23 protein-coding genes and 1 pseudogene are annotated in these 18,395 nt (G+C 64.9%); 17 read left to right on the top strand and 7 right to left on the bottom strand.

What is annotated here, in order from left to right; all coding sequences use genetic code 11:
• Positions 1–99: 99 nt before the first annotated feature.
• Positions 100–1,224, bottom strand: coding sequence for a glycoside hydrolase family 88/105 protein (locus A3E77_RS07415; protein ID WP_293644598.1), 1,125 nt, complete (start codon positions 1,222–1,224; stop codon positions 100–102).
• Positions 1,225–1,493: 269 nt separating this feature from the next.
• Here A3E77_RS07415 and manD point away from each other — a divergent pair, with 269 nt between their 5' ends.
• From manD to A3E77_RS07380, 7 genes are all read left to right on the top strand, one after another.
• Positions 1,494–2,705: a D-mannonate dehydratase ManD gene (manD, locus tag A3E77_RS07410; RefSeq protein WP_293644596.1), complete on the top strand. Its 1,212-nt coding sequence runs from the start codon at positions 1,494–1,496 to the stop codon at positions 2,703–2,705.
• Positions 2,705–3,592: a DUF4861 family protein gene (locus tag A3E77_RS07405; protein WP_366652619.1), complete on the top strand. Its 888-nt coding sequence runs from the start codon at positions 2,705–2,707 to the stop codon at positions 3,590–3,592. The genes manD and A3E77_RS07405 overlap by 1 nt, the downstream gene beginning before the upstream one ends.
• A 39-nt stretch (positions 3,593–3,631) precedes the next feature.
• Positions 3,632–4,339, top strand: coding sequence for a FadR/GntR family transcriptional regulator (locus A3E77_RS07400; protein ID WP_293644594.1), 708 nt, complete (start codon positions 3,632–3,634; stop codon positions 4,337–4,339).
• A gap of 110 nt (positions 4,340–4,449) precedes the next feature.
• A complete protein-coding gene (locus A3E77_RS07395) occupies positions 4,450–4,947 on the top strand; it encodes a response regulator transcription factor (protein ID WP_293644592.1) in 498 nt (165 codons plus the stop codon).
• 61 nt (positions 4,948–5,008) lie between these two features.
• Positions 5,009–5,383: a hypothetical protein gene (locus A3E77_RS07390; protein ID WP_293644590.1), complete on the top strand. Its 375-nt coding sequence runs from the start codon at positions 5,009–5,011 to the stop codon at positions 5,381–5,383.
• A gap of 25 nt (positions 5,384–5,408) precedes the next feature.
• Positions 5,409–5,822 carry a hypothetical protein gene (locus A3E77_RS07385; RefSeq protein ID WP_293644588.1) on the top strand — a complete coding sequence of 138 codons (414 nt, stop codon included), beginning with the start codon at positions 5,409–5,411 and terminating at the stop codon, positions 5,820–5,822.
• A 30-nt stretch (positions 5,823–5,852) separates the two neighbouring features.
• Complete coding sequence (locus A3E77_RS07380) at positions 5,853–6,353, top strand: MarR family winged helix-turn-helix transcriptional regulator (protein WP_293644586.1); 501 nt, start codon at positions 5,853–5,855, stop codon at positions 6,351–6,353.
• A gap of 65 nt (positions 6,354–6,418) precedes the next feature.
• Here the strand turns inward: A3E77_RS07380 and A3E77_RS07375 are convergent, their stop codons facing one another.
• The 6 genes from A3E77_RS07375 to A3E77_RS07350 form a co-directional block, all read right to left on the bottom strand.
• Positions 6,419–7,165 (bottom strand): sigma-70 family RNA polymerase sigma factor, encoded by a 747-nt coding sequence (locus tag A3E77_RS07375; protein ID WP_293644584.1) that lies wholly within the window; start codon positions 7,163–7,165, stop codon positions 6,419–6,421.
• Positions 7,155–9,278, bottom strand: coding sequence for a flagellar biosynthesis protein FlhA (gene flhA / locus A3E77_RS07370; protein ID WP_293644582.1), 2,124 nt, complete (start codon positions 9,276–9,278; stop codon positions 7,155–7,157). The genes A3E77_RS07375 and flhA overlap by 11 nt, the downstream gene beginning before the upstream one ends.
• On the bottom strand, positions 9,275–10,102 hold the full coding sequence (locus A3E77_RS07365) for a transglycosylase SLT domain-containing protein (protein WP_293644580.1): 828 nt from the start codon (positions 10,100–10,102) through the stop codon (positions 9,275–9,277). The genes flhA and A3E77_RS07365 overlap by 4 nt, the downstream gene beginning before the upstream one ends.
• A 79-nt stretch (positions 10,103–10,181) precedes the next feature.
• Positions 10,182–10,490: a hypothetical protein gene (locus A3E77_RS07360; RefSeq protein WP_293644578.1), complete on the bottom strand. Its 309-nt coding sequence runs from the start codon at positions 10,488–10,490 to the stop codon at positions 10,182–10,184.
• Positions 10,487–10,783: a flagellar biosynthesis anti-sigma factor FlgM gene (gene flgM, locus A3E77_RS07355; RefSeq protein ID WP_293644576.1), complete on the bottom strand. Its 297-nt coding sequence runs from the start codon at positions 10,781–10,783 to the stop codon at positions 10,487–10,489. Before flgM ends, A3E77_RS07360 begins: the two co-directional genes overlap by 4 nt.
• A 170-nt stretch (positions 10,784–10,953) precedes the next feature.
• On the bottom strand, positions 10,954–11,484 hold the full coding sequence (locus A3E77_RS07350; RefSeq protein WP_293644574.1) for a flagella basal body P-ring formation protein FlgA: 531 nt from the start codon (positions 11,482–11,484) through the stop codon (positions 10,954–10,956).
• A gap of 282 nt (positions 11,485–11,766) precedes the next feature.
• On the opposite strand from A3E77_RS07350, the gene flgB reads away from it, so the two are divergent.
• The 10 genes and pseudogenes from flgB to flgK all read left to right on the top strand — a co-directional run.
• Entirely contained in the window at positions 11,767–12,120 is a 354-nt protein-coding gene (gene flgB / locus A3E77_RS07345; RefSeq protein WP_293644572.1) for a flagellar basal body rod protein FlgB, read from the top strand.
• A complete protein-coding gene (gene flgC, locus A3E77_RS07340) occupies positions 12,117–12,527 on the top strand; it encodes a flagellar basal body rod protein FlgC (RefSeq protein WP_293644570.1) in 411 nt (136 codons plus the stop codon). The genes flgB and flgC overlap by 4 nt, the downstream gene beginning before the upstream one ends.
• A gap of 1 nt (position 12,528) precedes the next feature.
• Positions 12,529–12,834, top strand: a complete 306-nt coding sequence (locus tag A3E77_RS07335; RefSeq protein WP_293644568.1) for a flagellar hook assembly protein FlgD — start codon at positions 12,529–12,531, stop codon at positions 12,832–12,834.
• Between the two features lie 4 nt (positions 12,835–12,838).
• Complete coding sequence (locus A3E77_RS07330) at positions 12,839–13,666, top strand: flagellar hook basal-body protein (protein ID WP_293644566.1); 828 nt, start codon at positions 12,839–12,841, stop codon at positions 13,664–13,666.
• Between the two features lie 35 nt (positions 13,667–13,701).
• Positions 13,702–14,445, top strand: a complete 744-nt coding sequence (locus A3E77_RS07325) for a flagellar basal body rod protein FlgF (protein WP_293644564.1) — start codon at positions 13,702–13,704, stop codon at positions 14,443–14,445.
• 27 nt (positions 14,446–14,472) lie between these two features.
• Complete coding sequence (gene flgG / locus A3E77_RS07320; protein WP_293644562.1) at positions 14,473–15,258, top strand: flagellar basal-body rod protein FlgG; 786 nt, start codon at positions 14,473–14,475, stop codon at positions 15,256–15,258.
• Positions 15,239–15,898 (top strand): flagellar basal body L-ring protein FlgH, encoded by a 660-nt coding sequence (locus A3E77_RS07315; protein ID WP_293644560.1) that lies wholly within the window; start codon positions 15,239–15,241, stop codon positions 15,896–15,898. Before flgG ends, A3E77_RS07315 begins: the two co-directional genes overlap by 20 nt.
• A gap of 14 nt (positions 15,899–15,912) precedes the next feature.
• Positions 15,913–17,022: a flagellar basal body P-ring protein FlgI gene (locus A3E77_RS07310; protein WP_458574423.1), complete on the top strand. Its 1,110-nt coding sequence runs from the start codon at positions 15,913–15,915 to the stop codon at positions 17,020–17,022.
• Positions 17,019–17,336, top strand: coding sequence for a rod-binding protein (locus A3E77_RS07305; protein ID WP_293644558.1), 318 nt, complete (start codon positions 17,019–17,021; stop codon positions 17,334–17,336). The genes A3E77_RS07310 and A3E77_RS07305 overlap by 4 nt, the downstream gene beginning before the upstream one ends.
• Positions 17,333–18,395: pseudogene (gene flgK / locus A3E77_RS07300) on the top strand (flagellar hook-associated protein FlgK); the annotation flags it as partial. The gene A3E77_RS07305 and the pseudogene flgK, both read left to right, overlap by 4 nt.

The raw sequence follows: 18,395 nt of genomic DNA, 5'->3' as shown, positions 1-18,395 counted from the left end.
TAATATATGTAATACAACTTGCGAAATGTATTACAACTTTGAGAGGGTAAGTCAATCGCCCGCGTCGCGCACCGAGATTGGCGGGTTCGTCGCATTATTTCAACGTCTTACGTGCTTCCTCGACAAATCATACATGGCGGTTCCAGCGAGCAGATAGGCGCCGCTGCCGTAAAATTGGGTTTCCTTTGCCGACACGCTCTCGGGGCGGTCGCCGACTTGCTGGACCCAGCCGAGCATCCCGTCGGGTTGCACCGCCGCTTGCAGCGCGTGCCATCCCCGGATCGCGGCGGGTTCATAGGTCCGCCGGTCGAGAAGGCCGTTGTCGACGCCCCAGGCAAAGGCATAGGTGAAGAAAGCGGTGCCGCTCGATTCGGGCGGCGTGCCGGGATCGGTGTCGAGCAACGAGGCAGGCCAATAGCCGTCGGCCTTTTGCAATGTCACCAGCCTGGCCGACATGTCCTTGAACAGCTTTTCATAGATCGGCCGTTTCGGGTCGTTGCGGTCCATCAGCTGAAGCATTCGCACCAGGCCGCCCATGACCCAGCCGTTGCCGCGACTCCAGAATAATTTGCGGCCCTGGGCATCGCGCATGTCGAAAAAACGGCTGTCGCGGAAATAGAGATTTTCGGTGGGGTCGAACAGATAGTCGGTCGTTGCCTTGAATTCCGCATGGGCGAAATCGGCGTAGCGTCGGTCGCCGGTTGCTTTTGCCAGGCGCAGCAGCGTCGGCGGCGCCATGAACAGCGCGTCGCACCAGCACCAGCGGTCGGTGCATGTCGACGTGCCCTTGCCCGGCGCGACGGGAATGAACTCAAGGCCGATCGTGGGCCGGTTGGCGAGCACATGGTCGAAATAGGCCCGCGTCGGCGCGATAGCTTGCCGGCCCGCGCCGCGCTCCGCCGCCCACAGCCAGGCCTGGCCGATCAGCTGGTCGTCGGCGTGATAGGGCAGGTCGCCAAGCTGCCATTTTTCGGTCCGGCCGAGATCGAGCAGCGGTTTCACATAGCTTTTGTCGCGGTTTGCAAGCTCGGTCAGCGCGACCCAGAAGGTCGCTTGTTGCCAGTCGCGCGCTTCCTGCACGCTCTTTCGCGCCGCGGGCATCGTCGCCCAATTGGTGCGGTTCGCCAACTGCCAGTCGGCGACCCGGCGCGTCTGCGCCAGGATCGCGGCCGGTTGCGGCATCGCCGGTTCGGCGGGTGCCACCACGGCGGCGGGAGCAGACATCAAAAGGGCAAGGAGGCTCAGCGGCATGTCATATCCTTTGCGGGAACGGGAGTCGGCCGGCGAAAGCAAGGCGTTTCGGGGCGATCGCATGGGAAGCTTTGCGCGGGACGCGCCGACGCGCGGGGTGAAGCTGCGTCAGCCATCGCGATTCCGCCTCCCATTGCTAATGTCAGCCTTTGGCCTTGACACCGGTGACATATGTCTTTCCTTTTCGATCCAGTGTCAATAAGGTTGTCACACAACTCGCTTATGTGGCCGAAGGGGATGGAATGCCGAAAATCGTGTCAGCCCGGGTGATATTGACCTCGCCGGGCCGGAATTTCACGACGCTGAAGATCGAATGCGACGACGGCACCACCGGCGTGGGCGACGCGACGCTCAATGGCCGCGAGCTTGCGGTTGCCAGCTATCTTTCGGACCATGTCGCGCCTTGCCTGATCGGCCGCGATGCCCACCGGATCGAGGACATCTGGCAATATCTCTACAAGGGCGCCTATTGGCGCCGCGGCCCGGTCACGATGGCCGCGATCGCTGCCGTCGACATGGCGCTCTGGGACATCAAGGGCAAGATTGCCGGGCTGCCGGTCTATCAACTGCTCGGCGGGGCGGCACGCGAAGGCTGCATGGTCTATGGTCATGCCAACGGAACCAGCATCGCCGACACGATCGAGGCGGCGCTCGATTATCAGCGGCAGGGGTATAAGGCGATCCGCCTGCAATGCGGGGTGCCTGGGATGGCGTCGACCTATGGCGTCAGCAAGGATCGCTATTTCTATGAACCCGCCGATAATGATCTGCCGACCGAAAATGTCTGGTCGACGGCGAAATACATGCGCGTCGTGCCCGAACTCTTTGCCGCCGCGCGCGAGGCGCTGGGCTGGGACGTCCATTTGCTCCACGACATCCATCACCGGCTGACGCCGATCGAGGCGGCGCGGCTGGGCAAGGATCTCGAGCCCTATCGCCCCTTCTGGATCGAGGATGCGACCCCGGCCGAGGACCAGGAGGCGTTCCGCCTGATCCGCCAGCACACGACGACGCCGCTCGCGGTCGGCGAAATCTTCAGCTCGATCTGGGATTGCAAGGCGCTGATCGAGAACCGGCTGATCGACTATATCCGCGCGACCGTGCTCCATGCGGGCGGGATCACGCATATGCGCCAGATCGCCTCGCTTGCCGACCTTCATCAAATCCGCACCGGCTGTCACGGCGCGACCGACCTGTCGCCGGTGACAATGGCGGCGGCGTTGCATCTTGGGCTGTCGATCCCGAATTTCGGGATTCAGGAATATATGCGCCACACGGCCGAAACGGATGCGGTGTTCCCGCATGGCTATCGCTTCGCCGACGGCATGCTCCATCCGGGCGACGCGCCGGGGCTTGGCGTCGACATCGACGAGGCGCTCGCGCAAAGCTTCCCTTATGCCCGCGCCTATCTGCCGGTGAACCGGCTCGAAGACGGGACGATGTGGAATTGGTGATGCGGTTGATCCTGCCCGCCCTGGCCCTGTGTGCTGCGCCGGCGACAGCGCTGGAATCTGAACCGTTCCGCCCCGCCACTGCGGACGAGCAAAGCGCGCGCGCCGCCGTGTCGATCGCGGACTATCGCTTCGACGATCTGCTCTGGGAAAACGACCGTATCGCCTTTCGCATCTATGGCCGCCAACTCGAAAAGGCCGAACCGCCCTCTTCTTCGGGCGTCGATGCCTGGGGCAAGAGGGTTCGCTGGCCCTTCATGGAGCGCCAGCTGCGCACCGGCGACCAGCATGCCGATCATGGCGAGGGTTTGGATTTCTATAATGTCGGCACCGGGCGCGGCACCGGCGGGCTCGGCATCTGGTATGACAACAAGCTGTGGACCTCGCGCAACTATGTCCGCCCGCGCATTCTGCACAGCGGCGGCGATGTCGCGGATTTCACCGTCGACTATGAACCCTGGCCCGTCGATGTCCTGCGCACGGTCCGCGAGACGCGGCGCTTCACCCTGCGGGCGGGAACAAACTTCACGCGCATGACCTCGACCATCACGTCGAACAGCGACGCCGACCTGATCGTGGCGATCGGCATTTCCAAACGACCGATCAGCGGGGGCAGGCTGGGCGACGTGCGGAAAGACAGCGCGGGCGCGCGCCTGAGCTGGTGGGGGCCGGCCGACGGGGACAAGGGTCGGATGGCGGCGGCGGTGATCGTCGATCCCGCGAGTTTCGCGGGCTTTGCCGAAGATGCCGACAATTATCTGGCCCTCGTCCGCGTGCGGCCGGGACGGCCCTTCGTCTATTACAGCGGCGCGGCGTGGGACCGCGGCGGCGATTTCGCGACGCGCGAGGCGTGGAATAGCTATGTCGATGCCCAGCGTCCCGATTTCTGACCCTTTCCAGTTTTCAAACGCAATGATAACGCATCGACCATGGTGGTAACCAAGGCGGCATCGCTGGCGGACGATCTGGTCCGGCGTTTCGAGGAGCGGATCGAGACGGGCGAAATGCCGCCCGGATCGCGTTTCCCGACCGAAAAGGCGATGACCGAGGATTTCGGGGTCAGCCGAACCGTCGTGCGCGAGGCCTATTCGCGGCTTGCCGCCCGCGGCTTGCTCGAATCGCGGCGGGGCTCCGGGGCGTATGTGCCGGCCGGCGCCCAATATCGCGCCTTTCAGGTCACTGCCGAAGAGGTCGGCGAGATCGACGATGTGCTGAAACTGCTTGAAATGCGCATGGGTTTTGAGGCCGAAATGGCCGATCTGGCGGCGCGGCGGCGAACCGACGCCGACATTGCCGAGTTGCGCCGGACGCTAGACGCGATGGAGCAGAGCAGCGATGTCGATGCGTCGGTAGCTGCCGATGCGGCGTTTCACGCCGCGATCGCCAGCGCGACGGGAAACCCCTACTTCCTGCGCTTCACCCAGTTCCTCGGCGTCCGGCTCGTCCCCTCGCGTCGATTGTATCTGCAAGGCGACGACCCGGTCCAGCACCAGCGCTATGCCCATACGATCAACCGCGATCACGAGGCGATCGTCGTGGCGATCGAGGCGGGCGACCCGGCCGCGGCGCGGCGCGCGGCGCGACGCCACATCGAAAAGTCGATCCTGCGTTACCGCACGCTGAAGGAGGGGGGATAGCTCGCCCCCGACTCGACAGGCTGTTGGTGCGGATGCGTGGGCGCGTGCGTCTGGCCGAGAATGGGTCAGGCCAGAAATTAGCTATCTACCGACCTTGATTTCGACTCGTGATGCTCTATTCCAACCCCGTGCACGGCGACCCCGACAATTACATCAGCCTGCTGTCGGCGGCGCAGATCGAGACGTTGCGGCACGTTTACGAGCATAAAAATTCCAAACAGATCGCGCGCCTGATGAATGTGTCGCCGCACACGGTCGATGAGCGCGTGCGACGCGTCCTAAAAAAACTGAATGTTTCCAACAGGATAGAGGCGGCGCGTATCTTGGCGGTTAACGGTGTCTTCGACCATGTTACCCCTTATCAGCCTTTGACATATCAATTGATCGACCTAGGCGACGTTACCCCCGCCGACGATGCCGAGCCGGGGCGCAGTTCGTTTCGGCGATTATTCGATATCGGTTCGCCATTTCCTACCGCGTCCCAGCCGGCCAACCGGCATGGGTTGATGGAAAGGATAATCTGGCCGATTTTGATCGCATTCGCGACAATTTTGGCTTTCTCCGCCCTCTATTCGATCCTTGTCGGACTCGGTCGTGTGATGACCTGAATGTTCGAACCGAATGCTGCGGGGGGGAAACCGGTAGCATTCTTTTTCAAGGAAAAAGAGTATGCTGAACGAACGAGTTTCTGCGGCAAAAAAGATCGCTTCCGACCTGCATCTGGCCGAAGACGCCATCGACGAAGCGATGATCCGTATCGCCCAGCTTGCCGCGACGCTGCCCACTGCGCGCCGCGAAACCAACATGTCGGCGATCGTCGGCCAGGAAGCGATGGCGAAGGTCGCTCACGCGCTTGCCGCTGCCGGCGATGTCCGCCAGCTCTTGACCGACGCGCATCTTGCGTTGACGGTGACGCAGAAGGAAGTCGGCCTCGGTACGCGGATGTTCGGCGCGGGCGTCAAGCCGGCCGCCGCGAAGCTGGTCGACGAAGGCAGCAACGATCGCTCGGGCCTCGACGCGCCGGCGTTCGCCAAAGCAGGTTGATCCGCAAGAAAGGTTGATAGCCACAATGTGGTCCGTGGCGATCTATTATGCTGTCCTGCTCATCACGGTGGCCGTCGCAATCCGACGCGGCGGCCCCTTGGAACGATGGGCGGCCTATACAGCCTTGATCGCTTCGGTCCTCACCAGTGCCGTGACGCCTTTCCCGACCTGGACCGATATTGAGTTGAATATCTTCGTCATCGACTTGCTGGTGCTGCTCAGCTTCTGGCTCATTGCCATGAAGACGCACAGTTTCTGGCCTTACTGGATCACCGGATGGCAGCTGATCGCCATTTTCGGCCATATCCAGAAGTTCATGTTTTCGGAGATATTGGCGCGACCCTATTCGCTCCTCTCAGTCTATATATCGTATCCGATCCTGTTGCTGATCATCTATGCATCGGGTTCGTCCAGTCGGCGAAGCGAAGTCGCAGCCTAGTGTGCGTGGCTCCCCCGGGGGCATCATCACATGCAGCAATTTTCAAACCAAGAAATTGCCGAGCTGAAATCGCGCGTTGACCAGATCCAGGAGATGCTTGCGGGCCGCGCCGAAGAGCTGCCGGTCCAGGCGCGCCCGGATGTCGATGCGCGAACAGAATCGTCGCCGAAGGCCGGGCTGCTCGACCAGCTGTCGTTCAGCATCCAGATCCGGCGGATTCGCCGCAGCCATTTCGGCGCCGCCGAAATGTCGGGCCCGACGTGGGACATGATGCTCGACCTGATGCTGGCCGGCTCGCACGGCCGCGTGCTCAGCGCCAGCGACCTGGCAACCGGCGCGGGGGTTCCGCTGTCGTCGGGACTCCGCATGATCAGCGCGCTCGAACGGCTGGGGCTGGTGCATCGCTCGATCGACGAGCGCGACCGGCGGCGCACCATTGTTCGGCTGACCGACATCGGAACCGAACGCATGGCGAGCTATTTCGACAAGGTCGGCGCCGCCTCGCCGACCGGCCGCACACTCGCGGCGTGACGCCGCCGACGCGGACATCGCTACGCGGATATCGCTAAAGGCCATGGCGGGTCTGCCCGCACCGGCTATTCGGTCATTTCGCGCATCATCCGGTCGACCTTGATCATCGCCTCGCGCTTGATCTGGCAGATGCGGGCGGCGCTGACGTCCAGCGTCAGGCCAATCTCGTGCAGGTTGAGCTCTTCAAAGAAATAGAGCTGCAACACCATCTGTTCGCGTTCGGACAGGCGGCTGACGCATTGGCGCAGCGCCCCCATCAGATCCTCCTGCTCGCATTTTTCGCCTGCGCCGATGCTATCGTCGGCGGCAAGAAAGGCGCCGATATCGGTGAGTTCGTCGAGCGAGGTCGAGCGGCCGTGCGTCGCGTTGCGTTCGAGCGCGAAATAATCCTCGGCCGACATATCGAACGCCACCGCCATCTCGGCGGCGGTCGGCGCGCGCATCAGCTGTTGTTCGAGCGCGCCGCGCATCGCCTGGACGCGTTTCGCCGCGACCATCGCCGATCGGCCGACGTCGGCTTCGCGGCGCAACTGGTCGATCATCGCGCCGCGGACGCGCGTCGTGGCATAGGTGGCGAACGCAAAACCGCGTTCTTCATAATGGCGGCTGGCCTCGATCAGGGCGATCAGCCCCGTCTGGATCAGGTCGTCGAGTTCGCTTGTCCGGGACACGCGCGAAAACACCTGCCACGCAATTCTGCGGACCAGCGGCGCATATTCCTCGACCAGCGCCTCGACGCTTTCGCCATAACCCCGCGCGCGCGCGCTGCGGCCGGTCGTCGCGGCAAATTGCTCGACGGGCTCAATTCTCATGCGGTTGGTCCTCCATGTGGGCGTCCGGCCCGGGCGCGAGGCGCGGAACTTCGGCGCCGATCGTCGCGACGATTTCGGTCTGTTTGTTCGCCGGGATTTCGAGGTAGGAAATGACGGCGACGTCGGGGAAGGTGGCGCGCACGAGCCGCGACAGCGCCGACCGGCAGATCGGCGAGGCAACAAGCGCGAAGCTGCGCGTCTGCAAGAGCAAAGGTTCGACCGCCTGGCCGACCTGTTCGATGATCGTCATCGCCATGCCGTGCTCGAACGGCCATTCGGCGGCGGGGTTAGCGCGCACGGCCTGGTTCAGCAGCATCTCGACCTCGGGGCTGAACGTGACTACGGGCAGCGGCATCCGGCTCGGCACGATCGTCTGGACGATCAGCGCCCCGATGCGCTGGCGCACCGCTTCGACCAGGTCGCTTTCGCCCAGCTGCTGGGCCGACAACGCGACCATCGCCTCGGCGATCTTGCGGAAGTCGCGCAGTGGCACGCGTTCGACGAGCAGGGATTTGCACAGGCTGGCGACGCGCGGCAGCGCATAGCCTTGCGGCGACAGATTCTGGGCGAGCTGCGGATAGTGGAGCTTCAGATTTTCGATCAGCGCCTGCGCGTCGTCGATCCCGAACAGCTCGGCAGCAGCGCCGACGATGCTGTTGTTGAGATGCGTCGCGACGACGGTCGCCGGATCGACGACGGTATAGCCCGCGGCGATCGCGTCATTCTGCATCGCTTTCGGAATCCACAGCGCGTCGAGGCCGAACGTCGGGTCCTTGCACGGGCGTCCCGTAACCTTGGTGACAAGGTCGCCCGAATCGAGCGCGAGCATCTCGTGCGGGAAGACTTCGTCCTCGCCGACGATCACCCCGGCGACCGAAATGCGATAGACGTTGCCGGGCAGCGACAGGTCGTCGCTGACCTTCACCGGCGGGACGACGAAACCGAGTTCCTTCGACAATTGGCGACGGATGCCGGTGATCCGCGTCATCAGCGGCGAGCCCTTCCGTTCGTCGACGAGGGCAACGAGCGCATAGCCGATTTCGAGCTGGCACGCGCTGGCGTCGCTGACGTCGGCCCACTCGATCAGCGAGGGGTCGGGCGCGGGGGCCGCGGGTTCGGGGGCATCGGCGACGGCGGCTGCCGATCGCCGAAGCTGCCAGCCGACGGCGAAAGACAGGGCGGCGGCGGGCAGGATCAGCATCTGCGGCATCGCGGGGACGAGGCCGAGGATGAAGAGGATGCCGCCAACCGCCATCCAGACCGACGGCGTGGAGAACTGGCTGCTGATCTGGCCGCTGAGGTCGAACGGCGATGCGACGCGGGTGACAATCGCCGCGGCGGCGATCGAGAGCAGCAGCGCCGGGATCTGTGCGACGAGCGCGTCGCCGATCGCCAGCGTGACATAATTGCTGCCGGCTTCGGAAAAGCTGAGGCCGTGGCTGAAAATGCCGAGGATCAGCCCGCCGACGATATTGACGAACAGGATCAACAGCCCGGCGATCGCGTCGCCCTTCACGAATTTCGAGGCGCCGTCCATCGAGCCATAGAAATCGGCTTCGGTCGCGACTTCGACGCGGCGCGCCTTGGCCTCTTCGGGGCTGAGCAGCCCGGCGTTGAGATCGGCGTCGATCGCCATCTGCTTGCCCGGCAGCGCGTCGAGCGTGAAGCGCGCCGACACTTCGGATACGCGCCCCGCGCCCTTGGTAATCACGACCATGTTGATGATCATCAGGACGAAAAAGACGAACAGGCCGACAACATAGTCGCCGCCGATCAGCACCTGTCCAAATGCCTCGATGACATGGCCTGCGGCCGCGGTGCCCTCGTGCCCATGGACCAGCACGACGCGGGTCGAGGCGACGTTGAGCGCCAGGCGGAACAAGGTCGCGAGCAGCAGGACCGTCGGGAAGGACGAGAAATCGAGCGGCTTTGCGGCCGATAGTGCGACCATCAGGATCGCCAGGCTGATCATGATATTGGCGACGAAGCTGATGTCGAGGATCAGCGGCGAGACCGGGATCACCATCAGGCCGACAAGGATCAACATGCCGACGGGAAGCGCGGCGGCGCCCGCCATGCGCCCGATGTTGCCGAAGTTCAGGCCCGCGGTCATGCCGCGCCGCCCGACAGCGCCGCGAGCCGCCGATAGGCATCGGAGGCAAAGCCCATCGAGAGCTTTTTCGGCATAGGCTGGATATCCATCATCTGGAGTGGGGGACGGCCTCCGCCGGCGCCGGCGAGCCCGCTCGAACTGGTCGCTGCGGCGTGCCAGCCCACGGGGGCGAAGGGTTTGACGTTTTCGATCTTGCCGCCGTTTTCGAGCTTCGCGCGAAAGCGGTCGCGGATCTCCGCCAGGCTGCGCATGCTGCCGTCGGGGGCGTAAAAGACCGGTCGATTGGCGGCCGCCGCCTCGGGCATCATCGATGCGCCGGGCTGGTCGGGATTGGCGTCGAGGGCCGACAGGAATTTGGCGGCACCGCCACTCCCAAGGAAATGGGCGAGATAGAGGTCGACCGGCTCGGCCGTGCGGCCGATCCGGCTTTCGAGATAATCGCGATTGTCGCCGGTCAGCGCGGCCGCCATGTTCGACGACGCGGACGGATCGTCGCGCAGGTCGAAAATCTGCTGGCGGAGCGTGGGGTCGATCACCGTCAACCGACCCGACGCATCGCGTCCGATCGCGTCGGCGGCCCAGGCGAGCCCGTGGTTCGCCCCGTGGCGATCGAGCGTCGCAAGCCAAGTCTGCTTGGTGAACTGGTACAGCCCGCGCGCCGACGATGTCGACGCCTTCGCGGCCGGATTATAACCGCTTTCGACGCGCGCAACGTCGACCAGATAGTCGAAATCGATCCCCGATCGCGCCGACGCCTTTTGCACCGCATCCATGACGGGTGCGGCGATGCGCGATGGGCCTTGGGGATTGTTGATGGCGTTCATGGCTGTGGTTCCGCTGGTTCAGCAGACCAAAAGCAATCATCGTGCCATTTCGCCGATTGGGTGCGATATTACTTGGTTATCAGTATCTTAAAGCAGCCCCGCGCGGATGGGTTCCACGGATTTCGTGGCTCCTGTCAATCCTCTGACGCGTCCAGTCCTTCAGGATATTGACGCGCATCGCAGCGGCTTCCAGTCGTCCGAGGGTCTGTCCGATCAGCGTGCGCGCGCGCAGCTCGCTACCCACGGGGACGGCCGTGCCGCGAAACAGGATGACCGCGGTGGCAAGGTCTTCGGTCGCGGCGATGATCGCCCCGGCGTCGTGCCCGTCGAGCGCGCCGACCAGCGTGTCGAGCCGCGCCTGTATATCGTCCATTTGCGAAAGCATCATTCGGCCCCGCCGTGAAAATCGAGCATCGCGCTCGCAATGATCGCGGGGTGCACACCATAGCTGTTGTTTGCGATCGCGGTGCGGAGCGCGGCGACGCGGGCGACATCGACCGGCGGAGCCTGATCGGCCAGGCTGCTGGCGAGCCGCGTCAGCCGCGCGGTCGGCAAATGATCCTGTGCGGGCTGGAGCGGCGCGGCGGTTCGCATCGGTGCGGCCGCTTCGCTGGCGACCCGGCGCAGCGGGCCGGTGCGGCCAATGCCGCCGACGGGTCCGATCTTGCTGTCACCTGACATATTGGCCTCCATCCGGCGCCGTCAGAAAAGTGACGACGCGGTTCACGAAGGCTTTAACGGACGGCGCCCGAGCCCATTAAGGCGGCCCGTCGCAAAAAGACAAAAGAAAGGCCCGGGACGTCGGAATGCCGACAGCCCCCGGGCCATTGGGTGGCGAGCAGGCCAGGAATTCAGTTGTCGAGGCGCGCCCGGCCCGGGCCGGTGACGGTCGCGCTGAGCGATGATTTGGCGTCATTTCCCCGCAAGGCGATTGTTTCGCCGACGCGGCCATCCTGGGTCGCTATCGCGGCATAGCTGACCGAATAGCTGGGTGCGTCGATCGTGACGCGGACATTGTCGCCGCGGCGGATTACCGGCGCGGCGGTGCCGGGACGCGAAAAGCCGGTCTCTGCCGAAGCCGCTTCGGCGGTGCCCCCCTCCGGCGCGCTCAACGGCACGCGCAGGCGCCAGCCGAGCGGGGCGCAGCGCACCGCCAGCGTATGGGCATCGATCTTGGTGATCGATGCCTGTTCGGGACAGCGCGCCAGCTTGATCCGCCGATCGATCGGGGTCGCGCTGCGGCCCATGGCGTTCGCCACCATATCGGTCAGCGCGTCGATGGCCTGCCAGTCCTCATTGGCCTGCTGCGCCTGTGCGGCGACCGGGACGGTCGCGGCACAGGCCGCGAGGCAGGCAAGGCGCGTGACGGTTTTGCGGGACATGATCGATCTCCTTCGGGTCCGACGGTTCGCTCGATAATTGCAGGAACTGTGCCAGTCGCGGTTTGAAGCGCGGTCGCGCATCCCGCGATGCGGGCTCGTCGGATTTTTGACGAGCGCCGTCGCGATCGATCCCGGCGCCACAGCAAACATCGGAAATTCAGCGATAAAGATGATTTGGCACGGTGATTGCAACCTGCCTTGGTGATTTTCCGCGCGTCCGTGCCGCATCGGTCCGGACACCGTGAAAGCCCGTTGCCGCGAGGCGACAAGCGAAGGAATGGGATGATGGCATCCGAGAAGCTCTTTGGACTGCACGCGACGGCGCTCCAGCTCCGCAGCCAGCGGATGATGATGCTCGCGTCGAACATCGCGAACGCCGCGACGCCCAATTACAAGGCGCGCGACATCGACTTTGCGAAGGCGTTCGATCTGGCGCAGCAGGGCGGTTCGACCGCCCATGCCGTGGAGGGCGCGATGTCCTATCGCGTGCCGGTCCAGGCGTCGCTCGACGGCAACACCGTCGAAATGGCGACCGAACAGACCGCCTATGCCGAAAACGCGCTCGCCTACCGGTCGAGCCTGTCTTTCCTGTCGGGGCGCATCAACACGCTGACCCGCGCGATCAAGGGCGAATGACGATGAACGGCAGTTTCTCCGTTTTCGATATCAGCGGCCGCGCGATGTCGGCGCAGCTCGTCCGGCTCAACACCACGGCGTCAAACCTTGCCAACGCGGGAACGGTCGCGGGCAGCGAGGCCGGCGCCTTTCGTTCGCTCAAACCCGTCTTTCGCACGGTCATGGACGATCACGGCCGTGCGACGGTCCAGATCGACCAGGTCACGACCTCGAAAATGGCACCGTCGAAACGCCACGACCCGTCGAACCCGCTCGCCGATGCCGATGGCAACGTCTGGGAGGCCGCGGTCGATAGCGCCGCCGAACTGGTCGAGATGGTCGAGACCGCACGCCAGTACCAAAGCAATGTCCAGGTCCTCGAAACCGCGAAGGGCCTGATCAACGAAACCCTCAGGATGGGACAATAAGATGAGCGTCAACAGCATCACCAACAACAGCAACCCGGTCATTCAGCCTGCCGGCAGCGGTCAGCAGATGGGGCAGAGCGATTTCCTGCGCCTGATGACCGCGCAGCTGTCGCAGCAGGATCCGTTCAATCCCGTCGATAATACCGAAATGGTCGCCCAGATGGCGCAGTTTTCGAGCCTGGCCGGGATCAGTGAAACGAACACCGCGCTCGCAAAGATTTCGGAGCAGCTCACGGCGCAGACCCAGCTGCTCCAGGATATCAAGGCCGCCACCCCGGCGCCCGCACCCACCACGCAGGAAGGATAAGTCCATGTCATTCTACACGTCGCTTTCGGGCCTCAAAGGCGCCCAGACCGATATGTCGGTCATCTCGAACAATATCGCGAACGCCGGTTCGGTCGGCTTCAAGCGCAGCAAGGCGCAGTTCGGCGACATCTTCGCCTCGTCGCCGACGCAGTCGACCAAGATGATCGCGGGGCAGGGCACGCGCCTAAACGGCATCACCCAGCAGTTTACGCAAGGGTCGTATGAAGCGAGCGAAAAGACGCTCGACCTCGCGATCGTCGGCGAAGGCATGTTCATCGTGAAGGGCGACCCGCCGCGCGAACAGGTGACCTACACCCGCAACGGTTCGTTCGAGCCGACGCCCGATGGTCATGTCATCGATTCGACGGGTGCGAAGCTGCAACTGCTCCCGGTCGATGCCAACGGCAATGTGACCGACAATACGCTGGCCGGTGCCTTTGATTTTGAACTGCCCGACGGCGCGCCGTCGGACCCGACCTCGGCACTGGTGAACGTCACGATCGGGCTCGACGGCCTCGTCACCGCGACCTTTGCCAATGGTGAAGACCAGACGCTCGGCAAGGTTGCGATGGCGACCTTCCCGACGATGTCGGGCCTGCGCCCGACCGGCGACGCCCATTGGCAATCGACGGGCGAAAGCGGCCCGCCGACGATCGACGCCGCGACCAACGGCCCGATGGGCGCGATCCGGGCCGGTGCGCTCGAACGATCGAACGTCGATATCACCGAGGAACTGGTGATGCTGATGGCCGCACAGCGCAATTTCCAGGCGAATGCCAAGGCGATCGAGGGTGCGTCCGCGCTGACCCAGACGATCATCGGCATGCGCTGACGCCGCCCTGACCGCCGCCTGCCGGGAGAATTTCGATGGACCGCCTCATCTATACCAGCCTCACCGCGATGCGGGGCAGCATGGCCCGGCAGACGGCGATCGCCAACAATCTTGCGAACGCGCAGACGCCGGGCTTTCGCGCCGACATGGCCGAAGCGCAGTCGCTTTGGCTGAACGGCAGCGGGCTCGACGCGCGCGCGATGGCGTCCGAAGAGGTGCTGGGCGCCGACATGCGCGCCGGGACGGTGACCTCGACGGGGCGCGACCTCGACATCGCGATGCAGGGCGACGCGCTGCTCGTGGTGCAGGCGAAGGACGGCGAAGAAGCCTATACGCGGCGCGGTGACTTGCAGATTTCGCCCAGCGGGCTTTTGACCACCGGCGACGGCAACCCCGTGCAGGGCGGCCAGGGCCCGGTGACGATCCCGCCCGCCGATGCGGTCACCATCGACCAGGAAGGCCGGGTGTGGGTCGTGCCGCAGGGCGGCGATCCCGAAAACCCGCAGGAGGTCGACCGGCTTAGGCTCGCCACCCCGGCGGGTTCGGACATTGCCAAGGGCCTCGACGGCCTGTTCCGCGTCAAGGGCGGCGGCATCCTGCCCGACGATCCCGAGGCGCGGCTTCTGACCCGTTCGATCGAAGGGTCGAACGTCGCCGCAACCACCGCGCTCGTCGAGATGATCGAGGCGAGCCGCAGCTGGGATACACAACTCAAGCTCGTCAGCGACGCGCGCGACATGGACAGCGCGACCGCCAGTCTGATGCAGCTTCCGCGTTAGAGCATCACGCTTCAAGGAGAATATGACATGAGCTTCGGTGCCTTGCACGTCGCGCGAACCGGTCTGGATGCCCAGGGCTTCCGGATGCAGGTGATCGCCAACAACCTCGCCAACGTGAACACCACGGGCTTCAAGCGCGATCGCGCCAGCTTCGAGACGCTGAGCTATCAGCTGATGACCGCGCCGGGCGCGCCGTCGTCGGCCGAAAACCGCTATGCCACCGGGCTCAACCTCGGCACTGGCGTCGCGCTGAACGGCACCGCGCGGATCGACACGCAGGGCAGTTTCGCGACGACGGGCAACGGGCTCGACGTCGCGATCGACGGCGCCGGCTATTTCCAGGTCGAAATGCCCGACGGGCGGACCGGCTATACCCGCGCGGGCAATTTCGGCCGCGCACCCGATGGCACGATCGTCACGTCGGATGGCAAGCCGGTAACCCCGGCGATCCAGATCCCCGAGGACGCGACCAATGTGTCGATCGGGGCCGACGGCACCGTGTCGGCAACCGGCGCCGACGGCGCGATGACCGAACTCGGCCGCATCGAGATTGCGCGTTTCGCCAATCCGGCCGGCTTGCAGGCGATCGGCGGCAACCTGCTCGTCGAAACCCAGGCCTCGGGCGCCCCGCAAGTCGGCGGCGCGGGCGAGGAGGGTCGCGGCACGCTGCGCGGCGGGATGCTCGAGGGATCGAACGTCAACGTCGTCGAGGAACTGGTCGACATGATCGAGACGCAGCGCGCGTATGAGGTCAACAGCAAGATGATTTCGGCCACCGACGAGATGATGAAAAATGCGTCGCAGACTCTCTAGCCTGGCGATGCTCGCTGTCGCGTTCGCGCCGTTCGCGGTGCAGGCGAAAGACAAGCTGCCGCCCGATGCCTTTTCGGTCACGATGCCGATGCCATCGGCGCCGCTGCCGGCGAACGGCTCGATCTTCCAGGGCGCCTATGTCCCGCTCACCTCGGGCGGGCGGGCGGGCGCGGTCGGCGACATCGTCACGATCCAGCTCGTCGAGCGTACCGCGGCAACCAAGAGCAACGCCGCGGGCACGCAGCGCGACGGCAATATCGGCCTGACGCCGCCTGTCACGGGCCCGCTGTCGCTGTTCAACCCCAGCGATATCGCGATGGGCGGCGGACAGCAGTTCAAGGGCAAGGGCGATGCGTCGCAGTCGAATGCCTTGTCGGGCGAAGTCAGCGTGACGATCGCCGCCGTCTATCCCAATGGGACGATGCTGGTGCGCGGCGAAAAGCTGCTCACCCTCAATCGCGGCGACGAACGGGTCCAGATTTCGGGCATCATTCGCGCGATCGACATCAGCGCCGACAACCGCATCCTGTCGACCCGCGTCGCCGACGCGCACATCCGTTATGTCGGCAAGGGCGAGATTGCGCGCGCCAGCCGCCAGGGTTGGCTCCAGCGCTTCTTCTCGATGATCAGCCCCTTTTAAAAGAGGAATATGAAGTGACCCAGCGTCCGTCCCTGTTCACCCTTTTCGCGCTCCTGCTCGCCAGCCTGGCCTTCGCGGCGCCGGCGCAGGCCGAGCGCATCAAGGACATGGGCCAGTTCCAGGGCCTGCGTGCCAACCAGCTGACCGGCTATGGCATCGTCGTCGGGCTTGCGGGCACCGGCGACGACAGCCTCGATTATTCGACGCTGGGCATGAAGGGCGCGGTGTCGCGCTTTGGCCTGACGCTGCCGCCGGGGGTCAACCCGGCGCTGAAAAACGCCGCAGCGGTGATGATCACCGCCGAACTGCCGCCCTTTGCCAAGCCCGGCCAGCGTCTCGACGTCACCGTGTCGGCGATCGGCAAGTCCAAGAGCCTGCGCGGCGGCACGCTCGTGCTCGCGCCGCTTTATGGCGCCGACGGCCAGATCTATGCGATGGTGCAGGGCAATCTGGTGATCGGCGGCCTCGGCGTCGATGCCGCCGACGGATCGAAGCTGACGGTCAATGTCCCGTCGAGCGGCCGGATTGCGGGCGGCGCAACGGTCGAACGCGCGGTCGATACCGGCTTTGCGACAGCCGGCCAGCTGACCTTCAACCTCCACCAGTTCGATGCGACCAATGCCAAGCGCGTCACCGACGCGATCAACGCGGCGTTGCCCGGTGCGGCGACGATGCTGGACGGCGCGAGCATCGCCATCCGCGCGGAAGGCGGCGGCGACGAACGCATCCGGCTGATCTCGCAAATCGAAAATCTGGGTGTGCAGCGCGCGGAGCCCCCGGCCAAGGTGATCGTGAACGCGCGCACCGGCACCGTCGTCATCAACGGCGCGGTGCGCGTCGGCACCGCCGCGGTAACACAGGGCAAGCTCAGCGTTTCGATCAAGGAATCGCCGACCGTCGTCCAGCCCGCGCCGTTCAGCCGCGGCCAGACCGCGATCGAACCGTCGAGCGAAATCAGCGTCGACCAGGATTATCGCCCGGTCATGTTGGTCCGGCCGACTGCCTCGCTTTCCGAACTTGTCGATGCGATCAACCGCATGGGCGTTCCTCCCGGCGACCTTGTCGCCATCCTCGAGGCGCTGAGCCAGGCCGGCGCGCTCACTGCGGAACTGGTGATCATATGACGACGCCTATCTCTTCTGCGGGCAGCACGCCCGTGCCCGCCGCCGCCGGCGGCGGCGATGGCGGGCTGCGCAAGGCGGCCGAGGCTTTTGAAGCCGTCATCCTGCGCCAACTGATGGCGTCGATGCGGCAGGCGAAGCTGGGCGAAGACATCTTCGGGTCGAGCGCCACCGACAATTTCCGCGAAATGGCCGATGCCCGCACCGCCGATTCGATCGCCGCGACGCGTCAGTTCGGTATCGCCGACATGGTCGAACGGCAGTTCCGCGGCCAGCTTGCCGGACAGGCCGCCCGCCCTGCCGGAGGCGTGCAATGAGCGACCTGCTCGGCATCGGCTATAGCGGCCTCAAGGCCTATTCGCGCGCGCTGTCGACGATCGGCGACAATATCGCCAACGCGCAGACGCCGGGCTATGCGCGGCGCCGGCTGGAAATGATGGAAGCCGTCGGCGGCGGCAACTCCATCTTCTATCGCGGCAACACCAATCCCGGCGGCGTCGATATCCGCGGCATCGACCGAGCGGTCGATGCGTGGCTGATCGAGGATTCGCGCATCACCTCGGGCGATGCCGAACGGTCGTCGACGAAACTCGGCTGGCTGGACAAGGTCGAAGGGGCGCTCAGCGACGAGACCAACGGCATCAAGACCGGGCTGACCAAGCTTTACACCACCGCCGACCAGCTCACCTCGGACCCGTCGAACCGGACGCTGCGCAGCCAGTTCCTGCAATCCGTCGACGATATCGCGTCGGGCTTTCGCACCGCTGCGGGCCAGCTCGACAAGATGGGCGAAGGGATAGAGGGTGCCGCCGCGAGCGGGGTCGACCAGTTCAACAGCGACCTGAATGCGCTGGAACAGATCAACATCGGGCTGCGCAAGGCGCGGACCGGATCGACGAACGAGGCAAGCCTGCTCGACGAGCGCGACCGGCTGCTCGACAAATTGTCGTCGCAGGCGGGCGTCAGCGCGACCTTCGACAACAATGGCGCGGTAACGCTGCGCGCGGCCGGATCGGGCGACCTGCTCGTCGGCGGCGGCGTGGTGAACCCGATCGCGGTGACCGCCGCTGCCGATGGCCGTCTGTCGTTCAGCGTCGGCGGTTCGCCGCTCGCCATCGCGACCGGCGCGCTGGCCGGGATGGCCGAGGGGGCAAACCATGTCGCCGACCAGCGCACCGCACTCGACACGATGGCGAATGATTTTGCGAACCAGCTGAATGCCGCGCATCAGGCGGGCACCGACGCCAATGGCAATCCGGGCCAACCTTTGTTCACCGGCACCAGCGCCGCGACATTGACCGCCGCGTCGCTCAGCCCGGACCAGGTGGCCGCCGCCGATGCGTCGGGCAGCAATGGCAATATGCTGGCGCTGGGTG

It is taken from the genome of Sphingopyxis sp. RIFCSPHIGHO2_12_FULL_65_19 (assembly GCF_001830555.1).
Taxonomy (GTDB): Bacteria; Pseudomonadota; Alphaproteobacteria; order Sphingomonadales; family Sphingomonadaceae; genus Sphingopyxis.
The sequence above is the reverse complement of the archived record's forward strand: the minus strand, read 5'-3'. Positions and strand labels throughout refer to the sequence as shown.